This is a genomic window from Saprospiraceae bacterium (genome assembly GCA_016719615.1).
In the GTDB taxonomy this organism is placed as follows: Bacteria; Bacteroidota; Bacteroidia; order Chitinophagales; family Saprospiraceae; genus Vicinibacter.
Genome location: JADJYQ010000001.1, coordinates 810,236 through 832,388 on the forward strand (window position 1 = coordinate 810,236; position 22,153 = coordinate 832,388).

20 protein-coding genes and 1 tRNA gene are annotated in these 22,153 nt (G+C 37.8%); 11 read left to right on the forward strand and 10 right to left on the reverse strand.

Annotation, left to right across the window (positions count from 1 at the left end; genetic code table 11):
• Window positions 1-10: 10 nt before the first annotated feature.
• From accB to IPM92_03315, 4 genes are all read right to left on the reverse strand, one after another.
• Window positions 11-490: an acetyl-CoA carboxylase biotin carboxyl carrier protein gene (gene accB / locus IPM92_03300; GenBank protein ID MBK9107418.1), complete on the reverse strand. Its 480-nt coding sequence runs from the start codon at window positions 488-490 to the stop codon at window positions 11-13.
• A gap of 4 nt (window positions 491-494) precedes the next feature.
• Window positions 495-1,061, reverse strand: coding sequence for an elongation factor P (efp, locus tag IPM92_03305; protein ID MBK9107419.1), 567 nt, complete (start codon window positions 1,059-1,061; stop codon window positions 495-497).
• 114 nt (window positions 1,062-1,175) lie between these two features.
• Window positions 1,176-2,699, reverse strand: a complete 1,524-nt coding sequence (locus IPM92_03310) for an OmpA family protein (GenBank protein MBK9107420.1) — start codon at window positions 2,697-2,699, stop codon at window positions 1,176-1,178.
• 84 nt (window positions 2,700-2,783) lie between these two features.
• Window positions 2,784-3,290, reverse strand: coding sequence for an asparaginase (locus IPM92_03315; GenBank protein MBK9107421.1), 507 nt, complete (start codon window positions 3,288-3,290; stop codon window positions 2,784-2,786).
• 413 nt (window positions 3,291-3,703) lie between these two features.
• Between IPM92_03315 and IPM92_03320 the strand changes: the two genes are divergently transcribed.
• A complete protein-coding gene (locus IPM92_03320) occupies window positions 3,704-4,924 on the forward strand; it encodes a T9SS type A sorting domain-containing protein (GenBank protein MBK9107422.1) in 1,221 nt (406 codons plus the stop codon).
• Window positions 4,925-5,094: 170 nt separating this feature from the next.
• Here the strand turns inward: IPM92_03320 and IPM92_03325 are convergent, their stop codons facing one another.
• Entirely contained in the window at window positions 5,095-5,565 is a 471-nt protein-coding gene (locus IPM92_03325) for a hypothetical protein (protein MBK9107423.1), read from the reverse strand.
• A gap of 228 nt (window positions 5,566-5,793) precedes the next feature.
• On the opposite strand from IPM92_03325, the gene IPM92_03330 reads away from it, so the two are divergent.
• A complete protein-coding gene (locus tag IPM92_03330; GenBank protein MBK9107424.1) occupies window positions 5,794-7,893 on the forward strand; it encodes a thioredoxin domain-containing protein in 2,100 nt (699 codons plus the stop codon).
• A gap of 5 nt (window positions 7,894-7,898) precedes the next feature.
• Window positions 7,899-8,663 (forward strand): 1-acyl-sn-glycerol-3-phosphate acyltransferase, encoded by a 765-nt coding sequence (locus IPM92_03335; protein MBK9107425.1) that lies wholly within the window; start codon window positions 7,899-7,901, stop codon window positions 8,661-8,663.
• 661 nt (window positions 8,664-9,324) lie between these two features.
• Here IPM92_03335 and IPM92_03340 read toward each other — a convergent pair.
• The gene (locus IPM92_03340) at window positions 9,325-9,702 is read right to left on the reverse strand and encodes a methionine-R-sulfoxide reductase (protein ID MBK9107426.1); all 378 of its coding nucleotides are present in this window, start codon (window positions 9,700-9,702) and stop codon (window positions 9,325-9,327) included.
• Window positions 9,699-10,358: a peptide-methionine (S)-S-oxide reductase MsrA gene (gene msrA / locus IPM92_03345; protein ID MBK9107427.1), complete on the reverse strand. Its 660-nt coding sequence runs from the start codon at window positions 10,356-10,358 to the stop codon at window positions 9,699-9,701. The genes IPM92_03340 and msrA overlap by 4 nt, the downstream gene beginning before the upstream one ends.
• 367 nt (window positions 10,359-10,725) lie before the next feature.
• On the opposite strand from msrA, the gene IPM92_03350 reads away from it, so the two are divergent.
• Together IPM92_03350 and IPM92_03355 are read left to right on the forward strand one after the other, a co-directional pair.
• Window positions 10,726-12,072: a vanadium-dependent haloperoxidase gene (locus tag IPM92_03350; GenBank protein ID MBK9107428.1), complete on the forward strand. Its 1,347-nt coding sequence runs from the start codon at window positions 10,726-10,728 to the stop codon at window positions 12,070-12,072.
• A 32-nt stretch (window positions 12,073-12,104) separates the two neighbouring features.
• Window positions 12,105-12,530 carry a hypothetical protein gene (locus IPM92_03355; GenBank protein MBK9107429.1) on the forward strand — a complete coding sequence of 142 codons (426 nt, stop codon included), beginning with the start codon at window positions 12,105-12,107 and terminating at the stop codon, window positions 12,528-12,530.
• A 168-nt stretch (window positions 12,531-12,698) separates the two neighbouring features.
• Here the strand turns inward: IPM92_03355 and IPM92_03360 are convergent, their stop codons facing one another.
• Window positions 12,699-13,874, reverse strand: coding sequence for a T9SS type A sorting domain-containing protein (locus IPM92_03360; protein MBK9107430.1), 1,176 nt, complete (start codon window positions 13,872-13,874; stop codon window positions 12,699-12,701).
• Window positions 13,875-13,899: 25 nt separating this feature from the next.
• Window positions 13,900-15,069, reverse strand: a complete 1,170-nt coding sequence (locus IPM92_03365; protein ID MBK9107431.1) for a T9SS type A sorting domain-containing protein — start codon at window positions 15,067-15,069, stop codon at window positions 13,900-13,902.
• 146 nt (window positions 15,070-15,215) lie between these two features.
• Here IPM92_03365 and IPM92_03370 point away from each other — a divergent pair, with 146 nt between their 5' ends.
• The 4 genes from IPM92_03370 (at window position 15,216) to IPM92_03385 (ending at window position 20,250) form a co-directional block, all read left to right on the forward strand.
• Window positions 15,216-17,012 carry a hypothetical protein gene (locus IPM92_03370; protein ID MBK9107432.1) on the forward strand — a complete coding sequence of 599 codons (1,797 nt, stop codon included), beginning with the start codon at window positions 15,216-15,218 and terminating at the stop codon, window positions 17,010-17,012.
• Window positions 16,985-17,281, forward strand: coding sequence for a sensor histidine kinase (locus tag IPM92_03375; protein ID MBK9107433.1), 297 nt, complete (start codon window positions 16,985-16,987; stop codon window positions 17,279-17,281). Before IPM92_03370 ends, IPM92_03375 begins: the two co-directional genes overlap by 28 nt.
• The gene (locus IPM92_03380; GenBank protein MBK9107434.1) at window positions 17,278-17,925 is read left to right on the forward strand and encodes a response regulator transcription factor; all 648 of its coding nucleotides are present in this window, start codon (window positions 17,278-17,280) and stop codon (window positions 17,923-17,925) included. The genes IPM92_03375 and IPM92_03380 overlap by 4 nt, the downstream gene beginning before the upstream one ends.
• 171 nt (window positions 17,926-18,096) lie before the next feature.
• A complete protein-coding gene (locus IPM92_03385) occupies window positions 18,097-20,250 on the forward strand; it encodes a T9SS type A sorting domain-containing protein (GenBank protein ID MBK9107435.1) in 2,154 nt (717 codons plus the stop codon).
• 66 nt (window positions 20,251-20,316) lie between these two features.
• On the opposite strand, the gene IPM92_03390 is transcribed toward IPM92_03385, so the two are convergent.
• The gene (locus tag IPM92_03390; protein MBK9107436.1) at window positions 20,317-21,270 is read right to left on the reverse strand and encodes a DUF1295 domain-containing protein; all 954 of its coding nucleotides are present in this window, start codon (window positions 21,268-21,270) and stop codon (window positions 20,317-20,319) included.
• 196 nt (window positions 21,271-21,466) lie between these two features.
• Here IPM92_03390 and IPM92_03395 point away from each other — a divergent pair.
• Both IPM92_03395 and IPM92_03400 read left to right on the forward strand, forming a co-directional pair.
• Window positions 21,467-21,539, forward strand: a tRNA-Met gene (locus IPM92_03395).
• A 366-nt stretch (window positions 21,540-21,905) separates the two neighbouring features.
• Window positions 21,906-22,151 (forward strand): hypothetical protein, encoded by a 246-nt coding sequence (locus IPM92_03400; protein ID MBK9107437.1) that lies wholly within the window; start codon window positions 21,906-21,908, stop codon window positions 22,149-22,151.
• Window positions 22,152-22,153: the final 2 nt, after the last annotated feature.

The window sequence follows — 22,153 nt, forward strand, 5'->3', positions numbered from 1 at the left end:
GAGTCGGAAATTAGGGTTCTACGAGAAATAAAACCTGATCGTATTCAACAGGTGTAGCATCTTCTACGACCACTTTTACAATGGTACCTTTGACCTCACTTTCAATTTCGTTAAATAGTTTCATGGCTTCTATAATGCACACAGTTGTCCCGGAATCAACTTTGTCACCTACTTTTACAAACGGACCTTTTTCAGGCCCCGGAGATCGGTAAAAAGTACCAACCATCGGTGATTTGATTTCGAGATATTTTTTGTCTTCTGCTGCATTTTCAGCTATTCCACCGGATGATTGATCAGCAAATTTAGGCGCAATCGCAGCGACCGGCGAATGGATCATCTGCGGTGCTTGTGTAGCAGGCATGGAGTGCACAATGTGCTGTTCCTGACTAGTCTTAATAGTCATCTCAAATTCACCTTCCTTGATTTTAAAAACGGAAACTCCAGATTTTCCTACAAGGCGGATAAGTTCCTGAATTTCTTTAAAGTTCATTTTCCTATTGTTTAACGCGTTCAAGATACTCTTTTGTTCGGGTATCCACTTTTACAACATCACCTTCTTCGATAAATATCGGCACTTTTACCTGTGCTCCGGATTCCAAAGTTGCCAATTTTTGGACATTGGTTGCCGTATTTCCGCGTACTCCCGGTTCCGTATAGGTAATTTTCATAATTACATGCGGTGGTAAATCAGCAGTTAAGGGAATATCCTTCTCAGCGTGGTAAAGCACTTCAATTTCCATGCCTTCTTTCAAAAATTCACCATTTTCAAGAAGATTTTCAGAAATAGCTTCCTGATCGAACGTTTCCGAATTCATAAAATGGTAACCCGATTCATCTTTGTAAAGATATTGCATTTTTCTTCGCTCAACGCGCACATCATCAATAGTATGTCCTGCAGTAAAGGTATTTTCGACAACTTTGCCACTGGTCATACTTTTGAGCTTGGTTCTTACAAATGCATTGCCCTTACCTGGTTTTACGTGTTGAAACTCAACAACTACGTAAATATCGTTATTAAAATTGATACAAAGTCCATTCCGGATATCTGAAGTATTTGCCATAAAATTTGATGGTTTTTTCTAAAACAGGCGCAAAGATAAACCCATAAACCGCAAAAGGCCTATAGTAAGCACTTAATAATATGACAGTTTCTTTAAATCCGGTACTTTTTCAGCTTATCTGGGCAAAAGATTGAATTCAACCCTTCTGTTCAGATATCGTCCGGTTTCATTGTCGTTTGGTGCTATTGGTTTGCTGGATCCGAAACCCACATAACTCAGTCTGGATGCAGAAATACCGATAGATATGAGATATTCGTAGCATATTTTAGCCCTCCTTTCCGACAGGTCCAGATTGAATCCTGCACTGCCTGAATTATCTGTATGGCCCGCAATGGTTAAGTTATAATCGGGATATTTTTTCAAAATTTTGGCAACTTTATCTAAGATTGAAAAGGATTCACTTCTCAAAGTTGCCCGGCCCAGGTCAAACTGTACAGCTCTCATGGCAAAATCCAGAGTTTCAATATCAGCTTTTTCAATCACAGGACAACCTTTGTTTGCAATTGGACCCGGCGTATTGGGACAACCATCGAGCTTATCCATAATTCCATCTCCATCTGTGTCGGGACATCCATTATGCTTTTCAGGTCCGGCGGCAAATGGACATTCGTCTTCAGCATCCGGGATTCCATCCTTATCACTATCTTTTAAAGCTACTTCCGGACATCCACCATTAGATTTATTGCCGGCTTTATCCGGACATTTATCCTCCTTATCTGAAATTCCGTCCCCGTCTGTGTCCGGACAGCCATTCATTTCTTTTGATCCTGCCTTTTCGGGACAGTCGTCTTTGTTGTCAGGAATTCCATCGCCGTCTTTATCTGGTTCCGGACAACCTTTGAGTTCTTTGATACCTTTCACATTAGGGCACTCATCTTCGGTATCCGGAATGCCATCCCCATCAGTATCCGGACATCCCATGAATTCTTCAAGTCCGGCAAGCTCCGGACATTTGTCTTTTGAATCTTCAATTCCATCTTTATCAGAATCCGGACAACCAGAAAATTTTAATAATCCAGCGACCCCGGGACATAAATCTTCATCATCCGGGATTCCGTCGCCATCAGTATCTGGTTTTTGAATCACAGCTTCCTCTTGTGGTTTTTTGCTCCCGAAAAAATAAACAAATCCAAACTGATGTTGAAGATGCCCTTCCCAATTAGCTACAGATACGCGATAGTCAGATTGAATATTTAAATAGACCTGCGGATGCATTTTAAACATGAGTCCTAATCCCAAAGGCACTTGAATGGCAAAGTCCTTTCCTTTTGGAAGTATAAAATTGACACCACCGTTTATATAGGGATTTATCCAATTGAAATTTTTCTTGAGTAGTAATTGTGCCTGAGCACCAAAAGTATAAAATGGAGATTTTACAAATGCATTCGAACTGTCGCGATAAACTCCGGCGCCTATTGGAAACATGACGGAAATCTGATTTGGAAAATTGCGGATATATGCCAGTTCAAAACCATTCTGATAATTTCTGATGGCACCGGCATTTTCATCCCTTAGGGTTCCGAAATCATAAAAAGTCTTCCTCGCAACCAAACCTTGTTTGTAATCAAAATATTGGGCACTGACTTCCGAAAAAATTCCGAATATCAGTGTTAAAGCGACGATACAATAAGACTTCATATCAAAAGTATTTATTATGCAAATGTAAGTGAAATTCTATACAATAGGGTATTTTTCAGGGAATTATAACATGGGATATCGCTCTCAAAGATATTCAAAAAATCCCGTAGCTGTATTCTTCCGAACCTGGTCCCAATTAAAATATCGCCCATTCATGGCAATATAAATACCGGGAGTTAGAATTTGGAGAAATGCCAAGGCACTGCCAAGATTAAAAAATCCATCAGAAGAGTTTCCAAATGCATAAGGGATCATAGCTCCTGTCAATACTATCGTTTTGCCCGTCAAATTACTTTCTGCCAGCACTTTTGCGGTCAGGCTCATAGTGTCTGTCCCATGGGTAATCAGGATTTTATTGGAAGGACTCTTCCGGCAATTGTGAATGATGATTTCGCGATCAGCATCCGACATATCCAGACTATCCAGCATCATCAAAGTTTTGATATCAATTTCCAAGGTGCAACGTCCGCGATCCAACATTTTCGGAAGATGGGTATCCTTAAAATAAAGCTGGCCTGTTACAAAGTTATATTCTTTATCAAAGGTTCCGCCCGTAATAAAGATTTGAATGTAGGATTGATCTGTGGTCATAACTTATTTTTCGGGCATAAAATTAAACTTTAAAAGTCCAATCCTTGCAAGCCTTTTATTTCTAAAATTCGCATTTGACAAAGATTCTGATTTTATTCAAAATACCGGCTTGCTGAAAAAATAACGGAGTCATGGCAAGGTGGTTTGTAATTGTATGCCCGATGCACAGAGGGCAATTTTTATGGTGTTCATATCGGACTCATCAAGTTAAGCCCAATTTTAAATCAGGAACTTACAAATTAGCTTTATTAATAATATAATTTAATATATTAAAATTATTTAATGTATTAATTAAACTATATCAATATAAAACATATAAATATTAATTGCTATACAATGCAGATGGAGCTCTTTGGCATGTTTTTTGCTTACTGTACGCTGTGATCTATTATGAAACCGCAAATCGACATCCTATGAATCCTTTTCGCTTGCTTCGTCTCACCATTGCATTTTTTTGGATGGTAGGTATCCATGGAACTGTTTGGTCACAATGTGCTCAAGGTGTGGTTACACTCACGGGCTTTACAGCAAGCGGCGGTCAAGGCACTTATTCTGATCCCGCTACGGGCAATGTTGAAATAAACTTTTGCTTTACACTCACACACTTTTTTGAATCCAATACCAATTGGGTACATGGTATTTTTGTAGCTTGGGACAATCTGCCCCAGGGAGCCATTGTATGTGAAGGTCTGACAGGGTCTCAGGATGCCCAACACGGGAGCCGGAAATGGAAATTTATCGACTCTGCAAGTGCTGTTAATTTCGATTTACCTGGTGCCGGGTTTTATGTAGACGAAGGTGATGGAAATCCTAAAAATAATTATGGCGATAATGGCATTGGAACACCAAATGCCAGTTTTCCGGATTTAGAACCATTTTGTTTCAAAGTCAAAATCAACTGTGGTTCGACACCACCCATCGCATATGTTCCTAAAATAGTCGTTACAGGAGATGGCACAACCGGAGGTTGGACAAATATTGCCTGTATGGGCGATATGTTCAGAGCCACTGAAGGCGGACCTAATGGAAATGGTGCAGTAGTTGTATGTGGCGTTGTTTTACCTGTGAAGTTACTCGCTTTTAAAGGGGAATCAAAGCCTGAAGGCAATCTCATTGAATGGACCGCCAGTTCCGATCATTTGTTTTCACATTTTGAATTGGAAAAAAGTAGCACAAACACCTCCGCATTCAGCTATTTGGACAAAATTGACGTACGCAAAGGATCCACTGGATCTAGCAATGAAATATTTAACTACAGTTATCTCGATAAATACATAACGCCGTTTGCAGCATATCGATTGAAAATGCTTGAAAAAGATGGAACTTATAAATTTTCTCAAGTAATCACCATCCGAAAATCTGGACAAACCAAACACGATGTTAAGTTTTCTGTTTATCCCAATCCGGCACAGGACAGAGTCCTGGTAAAAAACGAAACAGACAACCGCTATGGACAAATAATACTCAATTTTTATGATGTGTATGGTCGTAAAATCAACAGCCAGTTATTTTCTGCAACTTTGGCGAAACAAGAATATTATATCGAACTTTCTAATTTTAACAAAGGACTTTATTTTATTGAGGTCATGAATGGAGATATGAAATTGGAAGGATTGAGTTTTCTGAAGTTATAAAAATCATTAGAGGAACTTCTCCGGCCATTTGCACGAGGATTCGCCCTTTATTCATGCGATTTGAAGACAGCAAATTTTATTCCTTTTAATTTAGGAGAGGAGGAACTCGCAAAATATAATATTATTTCTTGGAATGTTTTGAAATCCCTACTCTAAATATTCATCATAATTTAAACAACTTTATCAGCACAATATGAAGAGGCAAATGCTTCGGGTTTGGCTTTAAATATAAAACCCATCGATAAGATATAGCCCATAGCTTCACGTAATGCAGTATTCGATTTAAATCCTGGGTCGGTATTGATGTCGGCGTGAACTTCCAAAGCGATATGGTAATTTTCCAACAAATCACATAGTTGATATGCCACTTCTATAGATTTGGCAACTTCTGTTATCATGCGTTCTTTTAAACCCATGTTACTTCTCGTTGAGCTGTGGTGAATAAACATAAAACCACCTCTTCCTTCGCGCAGAAAAACGATAACAGTCGCAAAATCAACATGATTACCTCGGGTCTGGCTGTCGGTACCAATGCAGAGTTTAAGTTTGTAACCTTGCTCTGTTTCTCTGACGATGGTTTGTTCGACGGCCTCTAATATCGGAATTTCAATGATGTCACCATTGAGTCTTCTCCAACTCATTTTATAGAAGTTTGCATAAATATATACAAATTATTTTTATATACTGGCCTATTTTTTAATTACTTAGAAAATTTAATATTCAATAAACCATTTGAGAAAAGGCCAGTGGAGATAACTTAACGCAGTGGAAATGGCTAATTTATTCCTAACTAACAATTAAAAGAATACCTTTGCCACCGCGAAAAAAAAAAAAGCCATCCTAATCATATTTAAAAGGTTTTCGATTTTATGAAATATCTTGTACTTATTGTTGTCTGCGTATTTTTCATTTCCTGTAAAGACAATTCCGGCAACCAGACAATTTCAAAAACCAATCACCTGGTCAACGAGACATCTGCTTATCTTTTGCAGCATGCGCATAATCCGGTCGATTGGTTTCCATGGAATGAAGAAGCTCTTCAAAAGGCTAAAACAGAAAAGAAGCTCATCGTTGTAAGTATCGGTTATTCTTCTTGTCATTGGTGCCATGTTATGGAACGTGAATCTTTTTCAGATACCGCGGTAAGCCGATTAATGAATGCTCATTTTGTGAATATCAAAGTAGATCGCGAAGAACGACCGGATGTTGATCAAATTTACATGACGGCTTGCCAGATCATGAATCCTGATGGTGGTTGCGGATGGCCATTAAATGCCATTACACTTTCAGATGGAAGGCCTGTTTGGGTTGGCACTTATTTGAACCGGGATGAGTGGATGAATTTATTAACTCAGATCAACGATTTATACCACGAGGATCAAAACGAATTGCAAAAAATTGCCAATCAGCTTTCCAACCATTTACAGAGTGATCATCGTTTTAAATTGACCAACGATCATTTAAATTTTGAAGCAACTGAATTAAAAACCATACAACAGAAAGTTTTAAATAATCTTGACCTGACCCGGGGTGGTAAAAAAGGCGACATCAAATTTCCATTACCTCCTTTGTTGCGTTATCAGTTGGAGTATGCCGGATTTGTAACTGATAAAACAGCTGCGAACTGGGTAGATCAAACCCTGAAGCAACTTATGAATGGCGGTATCAATGATCAACTTGCCGGTGGTTTTGCCCGATACTCCACAGATCCAAATTGGCGGGTACCACATTTCGAAAAAATGTTGTACGACAATGCTCAATTGATCAGTTTATATGCTGATGCTTATAAAAAATTTAAAACGGAAGCGTACAAAAATACCTTGATCAGAACTTTGAATTTTATGCAATCGGATTTTACATCCGGTGATGGGAAATATTATTCGTCCTTTGACGCGGAAACAGAAGGCGAAGAAGGTAAATATTACGTGTGGACTTTAGATGAAGTGAAACAAATACTGGCCGATCATAAATTAATTGAACTTGCCATTAAAGTATATCATCTAAAGGACGAAGGCAATTGGGAAAAAGGAAAAAATGTTTTGTTTTTGACAACATCCATTCAACAACTGTCAAAAGAACTTTCAAAAGATGTCAAAAGTATTCAGGATGATCTGGAGACTATTCGCTTGAAATTATTAGAGGTAAGAAAACAACGCAAGGCTCCAAAGCGAGATCAAAAAATCATTTGTGCCTGGAATGCCATGATGGCCATAGCCTTGGCAGATGCTAGTGCAGCTTTGGGCGATGAAAATTATAAAAAGGAAGCACTAAAAACCGGAAACTTTTTAGTAAAAGAGATGCTGAGCCCTGAAGGAAAACTTTATCGGACTGTTCCTGGATCCAAAAATGTTCAATATGGTTTTTTAGATGATTATGCTTTTACGATTTTAGCCATGATCCGATTGTATGAAATCAGTTTTGATGAATCCTGGTTACAAACAGCACTTAAACTTTGTGAACAAAGCTTGAAATCTTTTACTGATGAAGATGGTGTTTATTTCTATTACAATGCCTCAGAAGATACAAAATTGATTGCCCGTAAAAAGGAAATGGTAGACCAGGTGATCTCTTCCTCCAATTCTGTAATGGCGGATGTACTGCATAAGCTGGGTTTGTATTTTTATAACACAGACTATCTAAAGCGTAGCCAACATATGGTCAAAGGCATGATAGATGGGCCTGCCATTCAGGATCCGGTATTTTATTCAAATTGGTTGCGGCAATATATTCAATTCTGCAAACCTCCTTATGAAGTTGCGATTGTAGATCCTGAATATGAAAAACTGCAGCAGCAATTATTGACAAGTTATTTACCTCATGTTATTTTATTGGGTAACGCACAAAAAGAAAGTTTGGAATTGTTGAAAGAGAAACTCCAGGAAGGGAGTACCTACATATATGTCTGTAGAAATAAAGTATGTAAATTACCCGTCACGAAAGTTGAGGATGCACTCAAATTAATGCCTTAACTTAGATGATACAAAAGAAATTTATAAATCCTTTCGGATACGCACTCGCATTTTTACGTTTGTTGATCATTATCCTGACACTGGCCTTCATCGTTGGTGTAGGTATTACCCTGCATAAGCTTGGTTTACTTCAGCAGCGCCATGCCTTTACTATCCGGTCCCTTTATTGTAAATGGGCATTATTCATCCTTGGAGTTCGCGTGCATAAATCCGGAAAACTGGACCTAACTCCAGGCACGCTCTATGTTGGCAATCATCGTTCATTAGTAGATCCCATTGTTGTTTTTGCTTACCTCACCAATGGTTATGCGATTGGCAAAGTGGAAGTATCAAAGTACCCCTTGATCAATACAGGAGCGATGCTCTCCGGTGTTATTTATGTTGATCGTGACTGCGCTAACAGTCGTAAGTCTACCCGCGAAGCTATCGCAGATTTGTTAAGCAAAGGAATGTCTGTTCTTGTATTTCCGGAAGGCACAATTTCTACCGAAGTAAAGGCAAAACAATTCAGACAAGGTACTTTTCACGCAGCAGCTGCAACCAAACGACCTATAGTAACCTTTGCCCTGGAGATGGGCGACCCTGGACGCGATTTTTGGTATGGCGATGGATTATTTAATCTTTATTTTCAGAGTTTCTCAAAATGGAGGACAGAAGTGTATTTGCATTTTTTTGAACCCATACTTGGAAACTCAGGCGAAGAATTGACCTTACAGGCCGCAGAAATGGTCGGAGGAAAGCTTGAGGAATTTCAGAAAAATTGGAAGTGAGAGGTGTTTCGCAATGAACAATTGAAAGAGCTAACAAACGTTCGTAAGTTTAGCTTTTAAGTAATTTTTCTACTTTTACTTTTGAACTCTATTCAGCAAATCGTTTAATTCTGTAAACTCCGATTCAGGGAATCAGCCATTTTCCAGCGACAGAAACTATGAAACGTTCGTTAGGATTTCTTTACTCTATACTCTATAATTCTTAATCCCTCTTGCGTACCTACGGCACGCGGTGAATGATTTTCTTATTCGGCTACCAATATTTTGTCCCTACGGGACAGGGGATCATAAGTCAATTTAATTCAAATCAATGCCGGCTTCAGCCGGATACGAAGCCGACAGACAAAAAAATTATAGGTATAAAAAACGTAAGCCATAAGGCACATTAGATGAACCCTCAATTATCAATAGGAATGGGTTTTAACCCATTCCGGTCAAGGAGTCATATCAATTTTTTTATCAATAAAAGTTCGAAAAAATAATTAAAAAATAATTGAAATTTATTGAACTAACATTTGTTAGCACGTGTTGTTTTTAACAGACTAACAGACTAACAGACTAACAGACTAACAGACTAACAGACTAACAGACTAACAGACTAACAGACTTCTTCCTACCTTCCTACCTTCCTACCTTCCTACCTGCCTACACGCCTACACGCCTAAACGCCTCCCTCCCTAAAATCCAAAGACACCGAATTCACGCAATGCCTTACATTTCTAGGAGTAAATCTTTCGCCTGTAAAAACATGACCTAAATGTCCGTTGCAATGTGCGCATAAAATTTCAGTCCGACGTCCATCTGCATCGTCGACATATTTGATGGCACCCTCGATTTCGTCATCAAAACTGGGCCATCCACATCCGGAATCGAATTTTGCTTCAGACAGATATAAAGGAGTTTCGCACTGTTTGCAAATGTAAATACCGGTTTCGTAATGTTTGTTGAATTTTCCGGTGAAAGGCATTTCGGTACCTTTTCTCAGAATGATGCGTTGTTCTTCTGCATTGAGCAAATTATATTGATCCGGAGTTTTCATTTTTTAAGCTTGTTGGCAAATTTTTCTCTGAATTTTTTGAGTTTCGGAGCGATCACAATTTGGCAATAGGGCTGTTCTCCATTTCCGGAATAATAATCCTGATGATAGTCTTCGGCTTTGTAGAATTTTTGCGCTGGACTAATTTCCGTTACAATCGGCTCGTCCCATAGTTCAGTGGCAATAGTCGCTTTTGATTTTTCTGCGATTTCCTTTTGCTGTGGATTGTGATAATATATTACAGATCGATATTGAGTACCCGCATCTGCTCCTTGCCGGTTCAGAGTAGTCGGATCATGGGTGGTCCAAAATACTTCGAGAATGTCTGAATAGCTGATCAGCTTTGGATCAAAATGAATCTGGCATACCTCAGCATGTCCGGTGGTTCCTGTGCAAATAGCCCGATATGAAGGATCTTCAAGATGCCCGCCTGAATATCCGGATTCAACTTTTGAAACCCCTTTAAGTTCTTGAAATACTGCTTCCACACACCAAAAGCATCCAGCACCAAGGGTGGCGATTGCAAGACTATCTTTTTGACTTTGATCTTCCTGATCCTGTGTAGAATTTTCCATAGTGGTTTTTTCGTGTTTGTTTAATTCACCTGATGGGTTGTGACAACTTGTCAAAAGGAAAAAATTTAGCAGCAGCGTTTTCATATTTCAGTGGTAATTTAAAGCTAACAACATTCTATTTTGAAAGTTCAGTTTTCATTTGCTTTAGGGCTTGTGTTTTTAGTAATTCTGCGATTTATTCGAATTTCATTATGTATTAGAATAAATTATGATGTGTAGTCAGAAGGATGCTCCTGGAATCATTTATATATCTTTTCCCCCTTGCTTGCAGAAAATATTCAGAATAGATAAAAGGCCGATTCTATGGAGAAAATTACTAAAATCAGGTTCTGAACCGCTTGTTTTTTGTTAAACCTTGCCTGCTTCGAGATTATTTTTACCATAAACTTGACAAAGCGAATTTGGAATTTGTATATTTGTTAAACTTGAATTGTAATATTAATCTACTCATATGAAAACTTGGATAGCCTTTTTAATGATTTTGTCTTTATTTCTAAATGCATGTAATGAGGATTTGGCTGAAACTGAAGTTTCGGATGAATCTGTTTCTACCTATAAATCGGATGTAGTTTTCGAATGGTACCAACTAGAATGCCGGATTATCAAAGAAACACCTGGATTTTTTCCACCACAGGCTGCAAGAGCATTAGGATATACCGGAGTAGCCCTTTACGAAAGCCTGGTTCCCGGATGGAAGAATCCTTTAAGTCTTGCAGGTCAATTAAATGGGCTTGATATAACGGATTTGCCTACCGTACAAAAAGGTCAGAAATACCATTGGGGCCTCGTAGCCAATGCTTGTCTTTCTCAAATGATCCAATTGTTGTTTGAAAAGCGCATCACTGCCGATAACCAAAACAGGATTTTACAACTTGAGCAAAAGTGGTTAACAGAATATTCAAGTGATTTAACGCCTGCGAATATCAGCAGATCAGAAGAATTTGGAAAATCCATGGCCAATGCCATATTTAATTATTCTAAAAACGATGGTGGGCATGAACAATACATTGATCCCTTTCAATTGCCTTATACCTGGCCTGTTATTCAGGGCGCATGGAAACCTACAGGTGCCGTTCTGAACCCATTGGCACCTAATTGGGATTCGAACAGGCCATTCATGGATGCAAATATTGTCGAGGCTCAACCTTTGCCACATATACCTTATTCAACTGCTAATTCATCAGAATTTTACAAAGAAGCTATGGAGGTATATCAAATTGTGACCAATGCCACATCTGAACAAAAGGAAATAGCCAGATTTTGGGCGGATGATCCTTTTAATACTTGTACACCGGCAGGGCATACGTTCAATATTTTGACACAGCTTTTAGAGGAAAACAATGCAAACCTTGGCCAGACCGCCATTGCATATGCAAGACTGGGAATAGCTGAAAACGATGCTTTTATTGCTTGCTGGAAAACCAAGTACGATTATTTTTTAATCCGTCCTTTTACTTATATCCGGGAAAATATTGATCCAACTTTCCAAACCGTAATTGGCACACCGCCATTTCCTGCATTTACATCAGGCCATGCTACGGAAGCTGCCGCAGGAGCAGCCATATTTGCAGCTTTATTCACCAACGGGGATGGTAATTATGCATTCACAGACCGTACCCAAATTCAATTTGGCTTTTCGGTCCGAAACTATAATAACTTTTTTGAAATGGCTGAAGAGTGTGCCAATTCAAGATTATACGGCGGAATCCATTACAACATGGACAATCTTAATGGACTGAAAATGGGCCGGGCCATTGGGGACAATGTCAACAAAAGAATAAGTTGGCCAGAAAATTAACGGTGCCCCTTTTTATATAATTCAACTGAATTTTGAAGCGCAAATATTTTCTTTCTGTATTTATAATTTCATTTTGCTTTGCAGGATGTCATCAAAAAAATGGATCAAATGAAAATACAGATCAGATCATTGAATTAGCCGAACTTTTTTGTAGGGCTGAAGCCCTCAAAAACGAAAGATTTGTGCTTGCAGACCAGATTCGCTTTTTAGAAGATTCTACCTTAATAGATACAAGTAATGTGGAACTTAAATCCCAAATGGAAAACTTGAGGACATCTGCAAATCAAATAATTTTGAAAACGAAGCTTTTGGCTGATTCTGTCCTGGCCTTGCAAAATCATATATACCATGGCCTGGAACCTGAAGCGAAGAAAAGATTGGATCAAGAATTTTTATTACAAATCAATAAACTTTGCTTTTTAAAAAAAAATAGTTTTCAGCCTGATTCTCTTCATTGAAATACTTGCTGTTTGATCATCAAAAGAAAATTGCTTTTTGTGGATAGCTCAAATCCTGAACTTAGATGGAATTTTTAATAGTGCAATACGTTAATTTTTGAATCAATTGAATTCCATTCATTTGATTCAAATGAATGGAATTCAATTAAACATTACATTATAAATTTATCAATTGAAGCAGAATGTTTGTGTTCCAAATTTTGAGCCCTGAGATATTTGTAAAATAAAAAGGCCGGTTCCAATTTCGTTTTTGCTGATGTTAACATGAGTCTGGTTAATTAATTTTTTACTAGCAGTACATATCCCAACTGAATTGAAGACAAGAATGTAAATTGGTTTGGCTTCTGTAAAATTTTTCAAATCCACCGTGACGATATCATTTGACGGATTGGGGTAAATTCGAACTTCCGCTTTGGTATTATTTAGGGAAGAATTAGCAACCGCTACTGAATTTTTAAAAAACTCCCAAAACAATCTGGGCGCGTTAATGCGGGAATTGAATTCGGTTGGATAAATATGAAACATATCCTGGATTAATGTAAACCTGAATAACATGCCTTCTTCGCCCGGCTGACTTTCAGAAAATTCATAGCTATGGGTGATGCTCGTTTCGAATTTTGTATAGTTCTCAGTCAAGCCTTGACAGACCAGCAATCTGTTCAGCGGACCTTTAAAATATGCCAGTAACGAGTCTCCTCCAAATGGGATTTCAGTGTATGGAGGTCTGATGTGCCGGTCATCGTTTGTTCCCAACATTAACCAGACAGGGATTCGGTTTAATGGTTTTGTGGAGTCTCCCATTGGTAAAAATCCCCCTGAACCTGCACATGCCGCAAATACATCACCGGCATCCATTGCTAATTTTTGAACCATGGCACTTCCATTTGAGAACCCGGAAGCAAAAATCATAGCTTTGTTAACTTGAAATGTATCCGCAATTTTTTGTACCAGCAGTTTAAGAAAATGCACATCACTCACATAGTTCTGTGGAGTGCCCGAACACGGGTTATCCGTTACATTGCCATTGACCCACCTCCTACTGATTTCTTCAATGCCATCATCGAGATAACACCATCTTAAAGAAGTTGGAAACACAGTGATAAAATTTTCTTCCTCGCCCAATTCTTTCCAACCAGAAATATCATAAAATTGAGGTCCATCCTGTGAAGTACCGTGTAACATAACTACGATAGGGTAACCTCCCGTGGGCGGTGCTTTGCTGGGTATGACCACTATGGTTTCTCTAAGTCTCCCTTCTACCATCATTTGAAGGTCATATCTGACTTGCCCATTTAGATTTAATAAGTGGAATGCTATGATGATAATTTGTAATGCGATTTTCATTTTTATAAATTTTTAATTGAATGATTTAATGGAAGTAAAATTTTTGCGTTGACTTGTATTGATCGCTGATCAATTGAAACAGGAATAAGCCACTCCCGCAATCAGATTTGTTTATTTGAAGCTGTGTTCCCTTTAAATGACGTCCACTCTTTATGAGGCTTCCCTGAACATTAAATATTTTCCAATCAAAATCTTCAAGTTCTGATGCTGCTGAAATATTCAACAGCTGGTTCGATGGATTTGGATAAATATTGATTATGGATTTTAATGAATCATAATCTTCAGCTTCTACTGTTATAGACCTTTTAAAAAATTCCCAAAATCTTCGTGGCCCGTTAAAAAAATAATTGCTACCATTTGGAAATTCATGTGTCATTCCTTTCGCAAGTGTGAATATATAGGGTGCTGCCACTTCTCCGGTTTTATTGACCAGAAATTGATAAGTATGAAGACTATCTGTTTCTGTTTTTACAAATGATTCTTCGAGTCCCTGACATCCAAGCGTTCGGCGGATGGGATCTTTTAAATATCCTAATATGGAATCATTGCCAAAAGGCAATTCTGTAAAAGGTGGTACAATAAAACGATCATCCAAACTACCCACCAAGGTCCAAAGCGGAACTCGCACAATCGGACGAGCGGAATCAGATTGCGCTAAAACGGAGCTACAACCGGCTAATGCAGCAAAAACATCTCCGGCATCTACAGCAAGCTTATGGATCATCGAACAGCCATTGGAGAAACCACAAGCAAAAATCATAGACCGGTTCACAGGTAAACTGTCGGAAATAAGCTTTGCCAATAACTTTAAAAATTTAACGTCATCTACATAATTCTGTGGCGCACCTGAGCAAGGATTTTCAGTGACACTTCCATTGATCCAACGCGTATTGTGTTTTTCAATGCCGTCTTCAACAAAACACCAACTCAGGGATGATGGAAAAACAGTGATAAAATTTTCTTCTTCACCCAATTCTTTCCATCCTGAAATATTATAGAATTTTTCACCGTCTCCACTGGTACCATGTAGCATATATACGATGGGATACCCGCCAGGCGGAGGGGGTGTGCTGGGTTGAACTACAATACATTCGCGCATATGTCCATCCAGTGGGAATCGCACATCATAGCGACGTTGACTGTATAATTGAAATAGGGTAAATAGGAATAAAGTAATGGTAAAAATTCTTTTCATATGATCTGATTTTGATGGTACAAATTTAATCTTTATTCAAAGGCAATTCGTTCACCCCTTGGGGTGATTTTTGGATGTGTGTTGCAATATCACCCATAAGGGTTAGTGGATACATCGGTTCTAAACCTATCTTTGAAATCTAATTATTGAATTCTTTGATAGCGCGTTATATAATTATTATTTGTTTTATTTTAAGTTGTATCACTTTCGATGCACTTTATGGTCAGGATACCCTGCTGCCATTAGATCGCGTGCATTTGAAAACATCAGCGCTACAATGGATTAAAGCTGATCCGGAGTTTGCAGCAAAACTTTTCGAAAAATGGTCCCGGCATTACCATCTGCTTACACAAACCGGAATGGAGGATTTGTGCCTTGTATATCAGGCACAGGCTTATATGGAGGATGGGCGCACAGATGAAGCCGTTCAAATATTAAAAAAACTGATAACGCAAGCAGAATTTTATCCGAAGGCGATGGCTTATAAGACTTTGGCAAGTATTGATTTCAGGAATGGTCGGTTTTTTAGTTCCACCGTCCAAATCAGATCAGCAATGGAACTTGCAAAAGCCCATAAGGAGGATGAATTGATTGCAGAATTGCAAGAAGATTTGGCCCAGGTTTTTGATAAAATCAGTAAACCTGATAAAGCTTTGCAATTTTATAATCGTTCATTGCAACTATTTACCAAGCTCGGAAAAAAGACAGCCATGCAAAAAAATGCTTTGGCACTTGGCAGAATTTATTTGGGGCTGGAAAAATTGGATTCAGCTTACCTCTTCATTCAACAAAGTCTGGATCTGGCAGCACAGGAGCATTTAAAACCAGAATTATTTGAATCTAAAATCGAATTGGGCAATTATTATTATCAAAAAAATGAATATACAAAACTGGAAAATTTGTTGCTCGAATGTGAAACTGCAGAAAACAAACCTAAGAGTGATTTTTTAAAAGTCAAACTTTTGGTGCTTAAAGGCAAGTATGTTATGGCAGTTCATACTGAAGCCAATGCATTGCTGGAATTTAATAAGGCCGAAGCACTATCCCATCAGGGTTTTACGCCATTTATTGATTCCTACATAAAATCCAATTTGGCGGATGCCTATTACCGCAAAGGGAATTTGGCTAAAGCTTATGAATTGGTAAATTATCTGCATCACAACAGCACTAGCTATGCTAGTAAAGAGAATCAAAAGTTGGCGGAGTCGATTGCGCTGGGATCAGAGGTGAATATCCGCGATCGGGAGATCGATTATTTGAAAATCGTAAATCAGTTGAATGAAGAAAAATTGAAACGCGAATTATTAATGCAGGAAAGTTTGAGAAGGGAAAATGAATTAAAGGATTACAGTCTGCAACAGGAACAGTTATTAATGAATGCATCATTGCGCGAAAAAATCTTGCAAACCGAACAATTGGAAAAAGAAAAAGCACTCAACCAGTCTTTGATCCGGGAGAATGAATTAAGACAGGCAACCATAAGCGAGGAGCGCAATTTCCAAACCATTTTATGGTTGGGCATATTTTTGCTTTTCATATTAAGCGCGGTGATTTTTTATTTATTCCGAAAACAACATGAAAAAAACAGAATAATAGTCAAACAATCAAATGATCTGGAATTCGTAAATAAAGAAGTACATCACCGGGTCAAAAATAATTTGCAGGTCATTTCAAGTTTATTGGATCTGCAAGCTCAATACACGCAAGATAAAGCTTATGAAGATTTGTTGAAAGAGAGCAAACACAGAGTGCAATCAATGGCTTTCATACATCAAAATCTGTATGAATCTACTGGGATGAACATGGTAGACATGCCAAATTATATTCAAAATTTAATGGATCATTTAATGACAGCATACCAAAAGGAAGATGAAAAGTATCCATTGATGTTCAGGTTGAGCCCATACAATTACATATGGATACTGTTGTTTCAATTGGAATGATCATCAACGAGTTGGTAACCAATTCTATGAAATATGCGTTTGTAAAGAGTCGCTATGGAATTGTAACCGTCAGTTTAAAAGAGCTCGGCCAAATGCTGCAACTAAAAGTGGAAGACAATGGAATTGGATTACCCGAATCATTCAACATTCAATCTTCTCAAAGTTTTGGTTATAAGATGATTCGGGCATTTGTCCAAAAACTAAAAGCGGTTATTTCAATCAATCGGGAACACGGAACGAGTGTTTGTATCGAATTTAATAAACGATGAATACCATGAATGAGTTCAACTATAAAGTTCGCGTACTCATAGTAGAGGACGAACCGCTCATTGCAGAAAACATTGCCATGTATCTCAATAATCATGATTATGAAGTTGCTGGAATTGCCTATGATTATGAAGATGGAATTTTGAAACTGGAGAACGAAAAACCTGATATTGTTTTGCTTGATATTAATCTGGATGGAAAATTGGATGGAATAGATTTAGGAAAGTACATTCACGAAAAAATTATGATTCCTTTTGTTTTTTTGAGCTCTTATTCAGATAAAAATACATTGGAAAGAGCCACGAAAGTTCAACCTTCAGGTTACCTGGTGAAACCATTTCATGAGAAATCACTATTGACGACCCTTGAAATTTCTTTAGCAAATTTTGCAATTCATACGAACCAGAATTTGGAGGAATTGAATTTCCAAAAAATCAATACAGGATTGGCAAGTCCATTATCACAGCGCGAATTTGAAGTCATGCAATTGATATATGCAGGCAAAACCAATCAACAGATTGCCCAAGATTTATTTATTTCTGTAAACACGCTGAAAAGACATATTAATAATTCTTATATGCGTTTAGAAGTGAATTTCAGGACTTCAGCTATAAAAAAATTGAGAGAATTGATGTGTATAAAATAAATAACACACTTCGGGCATCGCAATCGCTTTTAAATAGCTCTTTGATATATATGCCTTCTATCAATTTAAAATTCAATGTATCATTTAATTGCCTTAATTAGAATTTCACACTTTGTTTGTTTCCTTATTCTAGCCTGGGTAAACCATGTATGCAGTCAGAATTGTGCTAATATGGCGGACGATTGTAGTCAGGTACCTCTGATTTGTGGTCTGGCGACTTTGAATAATAATTCTAACTGTGCATTGGTGCCATACGCCAATTATACAGGAGATAATTGCAATAATGTATGTTATTCGCCACAAAATCAAGTGCATTATGCATTTACCACAAATGGCACGGCATTGACCATTACATTGACCTATACAAATTGTGATGGAGGATATCAGGGTAACAATGGAATTCAAATGATTTTAACCAGCGAATGCTGTTCCGGAAATTTGAATTTATGCACGACCGGTACTTATCCGGGTCCTGGGGTATATTCTATACATTTAAATTTAAGCTATCCTACAGCATGTAAAATATATTATCTGCACATCGATGGGCTTCAAGGCACTTATTGTGATTATTTTCTTACGGTTGATGGCGGTGCTCCCAATGCGCCTTTAGAACTCAATAGAATAAATAATATATCGGGGAATAGTATTGATTTAAAGCGTGGAGCCTGCAGTCAAAAATTTACGGTGCAACCAAAGCTTGAACCTTGCGAAGGATATTATGAATGGACCCTTGATGGAGTGATTTTAAACGACCATGATCGGGAAGTATTTTTAGATTTTCCAAATGAAGGAGATTTTGAACTTTGTGTGCATGGATATGTAGGATTGCCCAATTTAAATTGTGGAGAATCCAATACAACTTGTACGATGATTCAAGTGAGACAAGAGCACAGGTCCGGCCCTACAAGGGTATTGTGTAATGAAGAAAAGGGATATAAATGGCATAAACTCAGCATCAACGCGAGTGGATTTTATACTCAAGAGTTTAAGGAATTTTGTTTGGTTTATGATAGTACACTGGAGTTTATTATTTTAGACAAACCTCAATCAGCATTCATAAACTATGTTTCCTGTTCGAAAAGTGATCCCTATTACGACCCGGTCCAGAAGCAAAATTATTTTACCTGTACCGTTAACAAAAAAATTGTCATTCCAAAATCTACCGAATTCTATGCTTGCGATAGCAGTTATTTGCTGAACGTAGTATTTGTCGATTTGCAGAACAAGATGCATTTGCGATGCAGAAATGGGCAAGTATTTATGGTTCCGGAAATTACCAACTTTACCGATACATGTAAGGTTGCTATTGAAACCAGCCTAGCTTATATTTGGTACGAAAAAGTAAATAGCGAATTGCGGTTTTTATCGAACGACAGAGAATTAGTCATTAACAAAAGAGGAAATTATCAACTGCAAGTGGTAGTAAATTATAAACTAGGAGGAGAATTGGGAATCTGCAATTTTCAATTTGAAGAAAACATTGATGAAGATGCTTACTTGATGAATCCGCTCATGGGAAGCCTTTTAGGTAAGAATGAAGTATGCAAGGGTGAATTGATTTGTTATCAGATTGACGATATTGTGCAAAATCCTTATTCTTTTAATTGGACAGTTGATCAGGGAGTGATCGAAAGCCCCAATCCTAATCAATCAGATAGCATCTGTGTACGATGGGATAAAAACAGTTTGCAATCTTCTGGAAAAGTTTGCGTGAATTATTCTGATTCATGTGCTACCAGCTTGCAAGCTTGTTTGGAAGTATTATTTGGAAAATCTCAGCAGGATGTTGCCGGACCCAACCAGGAAGTCAAAGGAGTACTGGGCACAAAATTGAAAGGATCTGGGAAAAAGGGACTTTGGACTTATGCTGGCGGACCGAGTCCGGTGATTTTTACTGACCCGACAGATCCATTTACAAAAGTTCGTGTTTCGAGATTTGGAAGTTATCAATTTAAATGGACAACGATGGATGCCGACTGTGAGATTTATGGTTTTGTAACTGTAAATTTTTATATAGAATTTCCACAATTGGAAGGGGAGTACTTACCACCTTATAAAGGATTTGGAGAAGCGGGCAAAAGCGTGCCGGCCATTCAAACAAATTATATCAACCAACAGCTCACTTTTCAAGGGATCCTAGAGGGTGTTGTGAAGTTAGATTATCAAATAATAAATTTACAAGGACAAGTGTTGTTTAATGGTGAATTACCCGTTCATGAAACCAACTTAAGTGAAAGTATAAACCTTTCATTAAGTCCGGGATTCTATTATGTCATTATGACAAATGGAGCAGCTTCAATTTTATCTAAATTTATTGTTTTATAATGCTAAGGTCTTTCGAATCGATTCGAGTGCCTTTTGGTTCAATTTTAGATTTGAGAATGCTGATCATTATTTTTCTGCGACTGAGCTTTTATTCAAATTAAATAATTTCGGGATAAACAACGGAACTTTCTTTTGATACGATCCGTATTCAGGATATTTGGTTGAGCTGATCTCTTCACTGAATCGAGCACTTCCCTGAAAAAGTAAAATCAGCAATAAACATCCGACCATACTCCAGTTTATCCACGATCCGCCGACTGTAGCGCTGAACAAATAAAAACAAATCCATAAACATTGTTCTGCAAAGTAATTGGGATGGCGGCTGTAGGCCCACAGACCACGAGTCAGAAATCCTTTCTGAAAGTTTTCGGTAAGTATTTCACCGGCTTTGATTTTTTGCCATTTTGTTTTTTGAAAATTCCATTGTTGAAAATCTGCAATTGTTTCGTAAGTAATAAAACTCAGCATGGCCAGAGCAATTATCCAATCAAAACTTTTTAGCTGAATTGAATTGTATTGTGCTGCCACGATGATGGGTGTGGTAAAAAGGAGAATCAGTAGATTTTGGTATATACAGATAAAACCCAAATTGAAAAGTCTCCATATCCACGGCTGCTGAAATTCGGTTTTTTGCCGGAGTACCTTCCATCGGTAATCTTCTTCACCTTGCCAGAATTTCCAGGAATAAGCACCCTTCAAAGAAAAATTATAAGTCAGTCTGACTCCCCAAATGGTGACAAGAATACTCATCAGCATCAAGCGATCATTAAATTCATAGTTAGACGTAACTATCCACACATAAACGACTGGGAGCAGACTCCACAATTTATCTACCTGAGAATAATTACCGGTCATTTCAGATACGATAAAACACAATAGTGCAATTGCCAGCGCAATGATTAATAATTGCTTTAGTAAAGACCATTCTTCAGGATCAGGGAAGGCTCCAAAATAAAAGCAACCAACAGGTAAAACAAGCAGGGTTAAGATCAGTAACGAGGCAGTTTGTGCGGTATTCATATTATTAGTTCTAAGCATCAAGTTAGACCTTTTTTGAAAAATCATAGATGCCGTTCATCTGTGCTAAATATTTTCAAAATGGTCACATAATCAATTATATACATATTAAATTATTAATTCAAATGAGAACTTACCTATCACGATTGCCCTTTCTGTTCATATTTCAAAAATAAGTATTATCTTTGCACCCTCATATCGCGGAGTGGAGCAGTTGGTAGCTCGTTGGGCTCATAACCCAAAGGCCGCAGGTTCGAGTCCTGCCTCCGCCACAATCCGGCATGAGTGTGTGTGTGAGTGTGTGTGTGAAATGCTGTAAAATATAAAAGCCTGTCGACAGACGGGCTTTTGTCATTTAGAGAAAACAGGTTCGAGTGCTGACGAAGTGAAGCTTGTCAGCATGCTGACAATCCCGGAAACGCAGGATATTAAATGAAGAAAAAAGATAAGCGGGATTCGTCAGCATCCTGCCTCCGCCACAAATCAAATTAAAAGACTGTAATACAATAATTTATGTATTATGGTCTTTTTTAATTTATGGGTAAACTGAAAGTGATATGGTATCTAATTAAGTATCTATTTCGGTATCCAATTCTTCAGTGAACCTTCCAAGTTGGGTATCTCTAAATTTTATATTTATGAAAATTGGAGAAGCCTCTTTTACCTTTTTCTTTTATAGAAGTAAACTAAATGCTTTTAATAAAGCACCTATTTATTGTAGGATTTCTATTTTACAACATGTGAAACTTTTGTCTACCGGTATTTCAATTTCAGAAGACCAGTGGAATGTAATTGGGCACTTTATAAATCCTAAATTGAATTTAGTCGATCACTTAAGGCTGGAAAAATGGAAATCAAAAATGCAAGGCTATTTTGTGGAATGAGC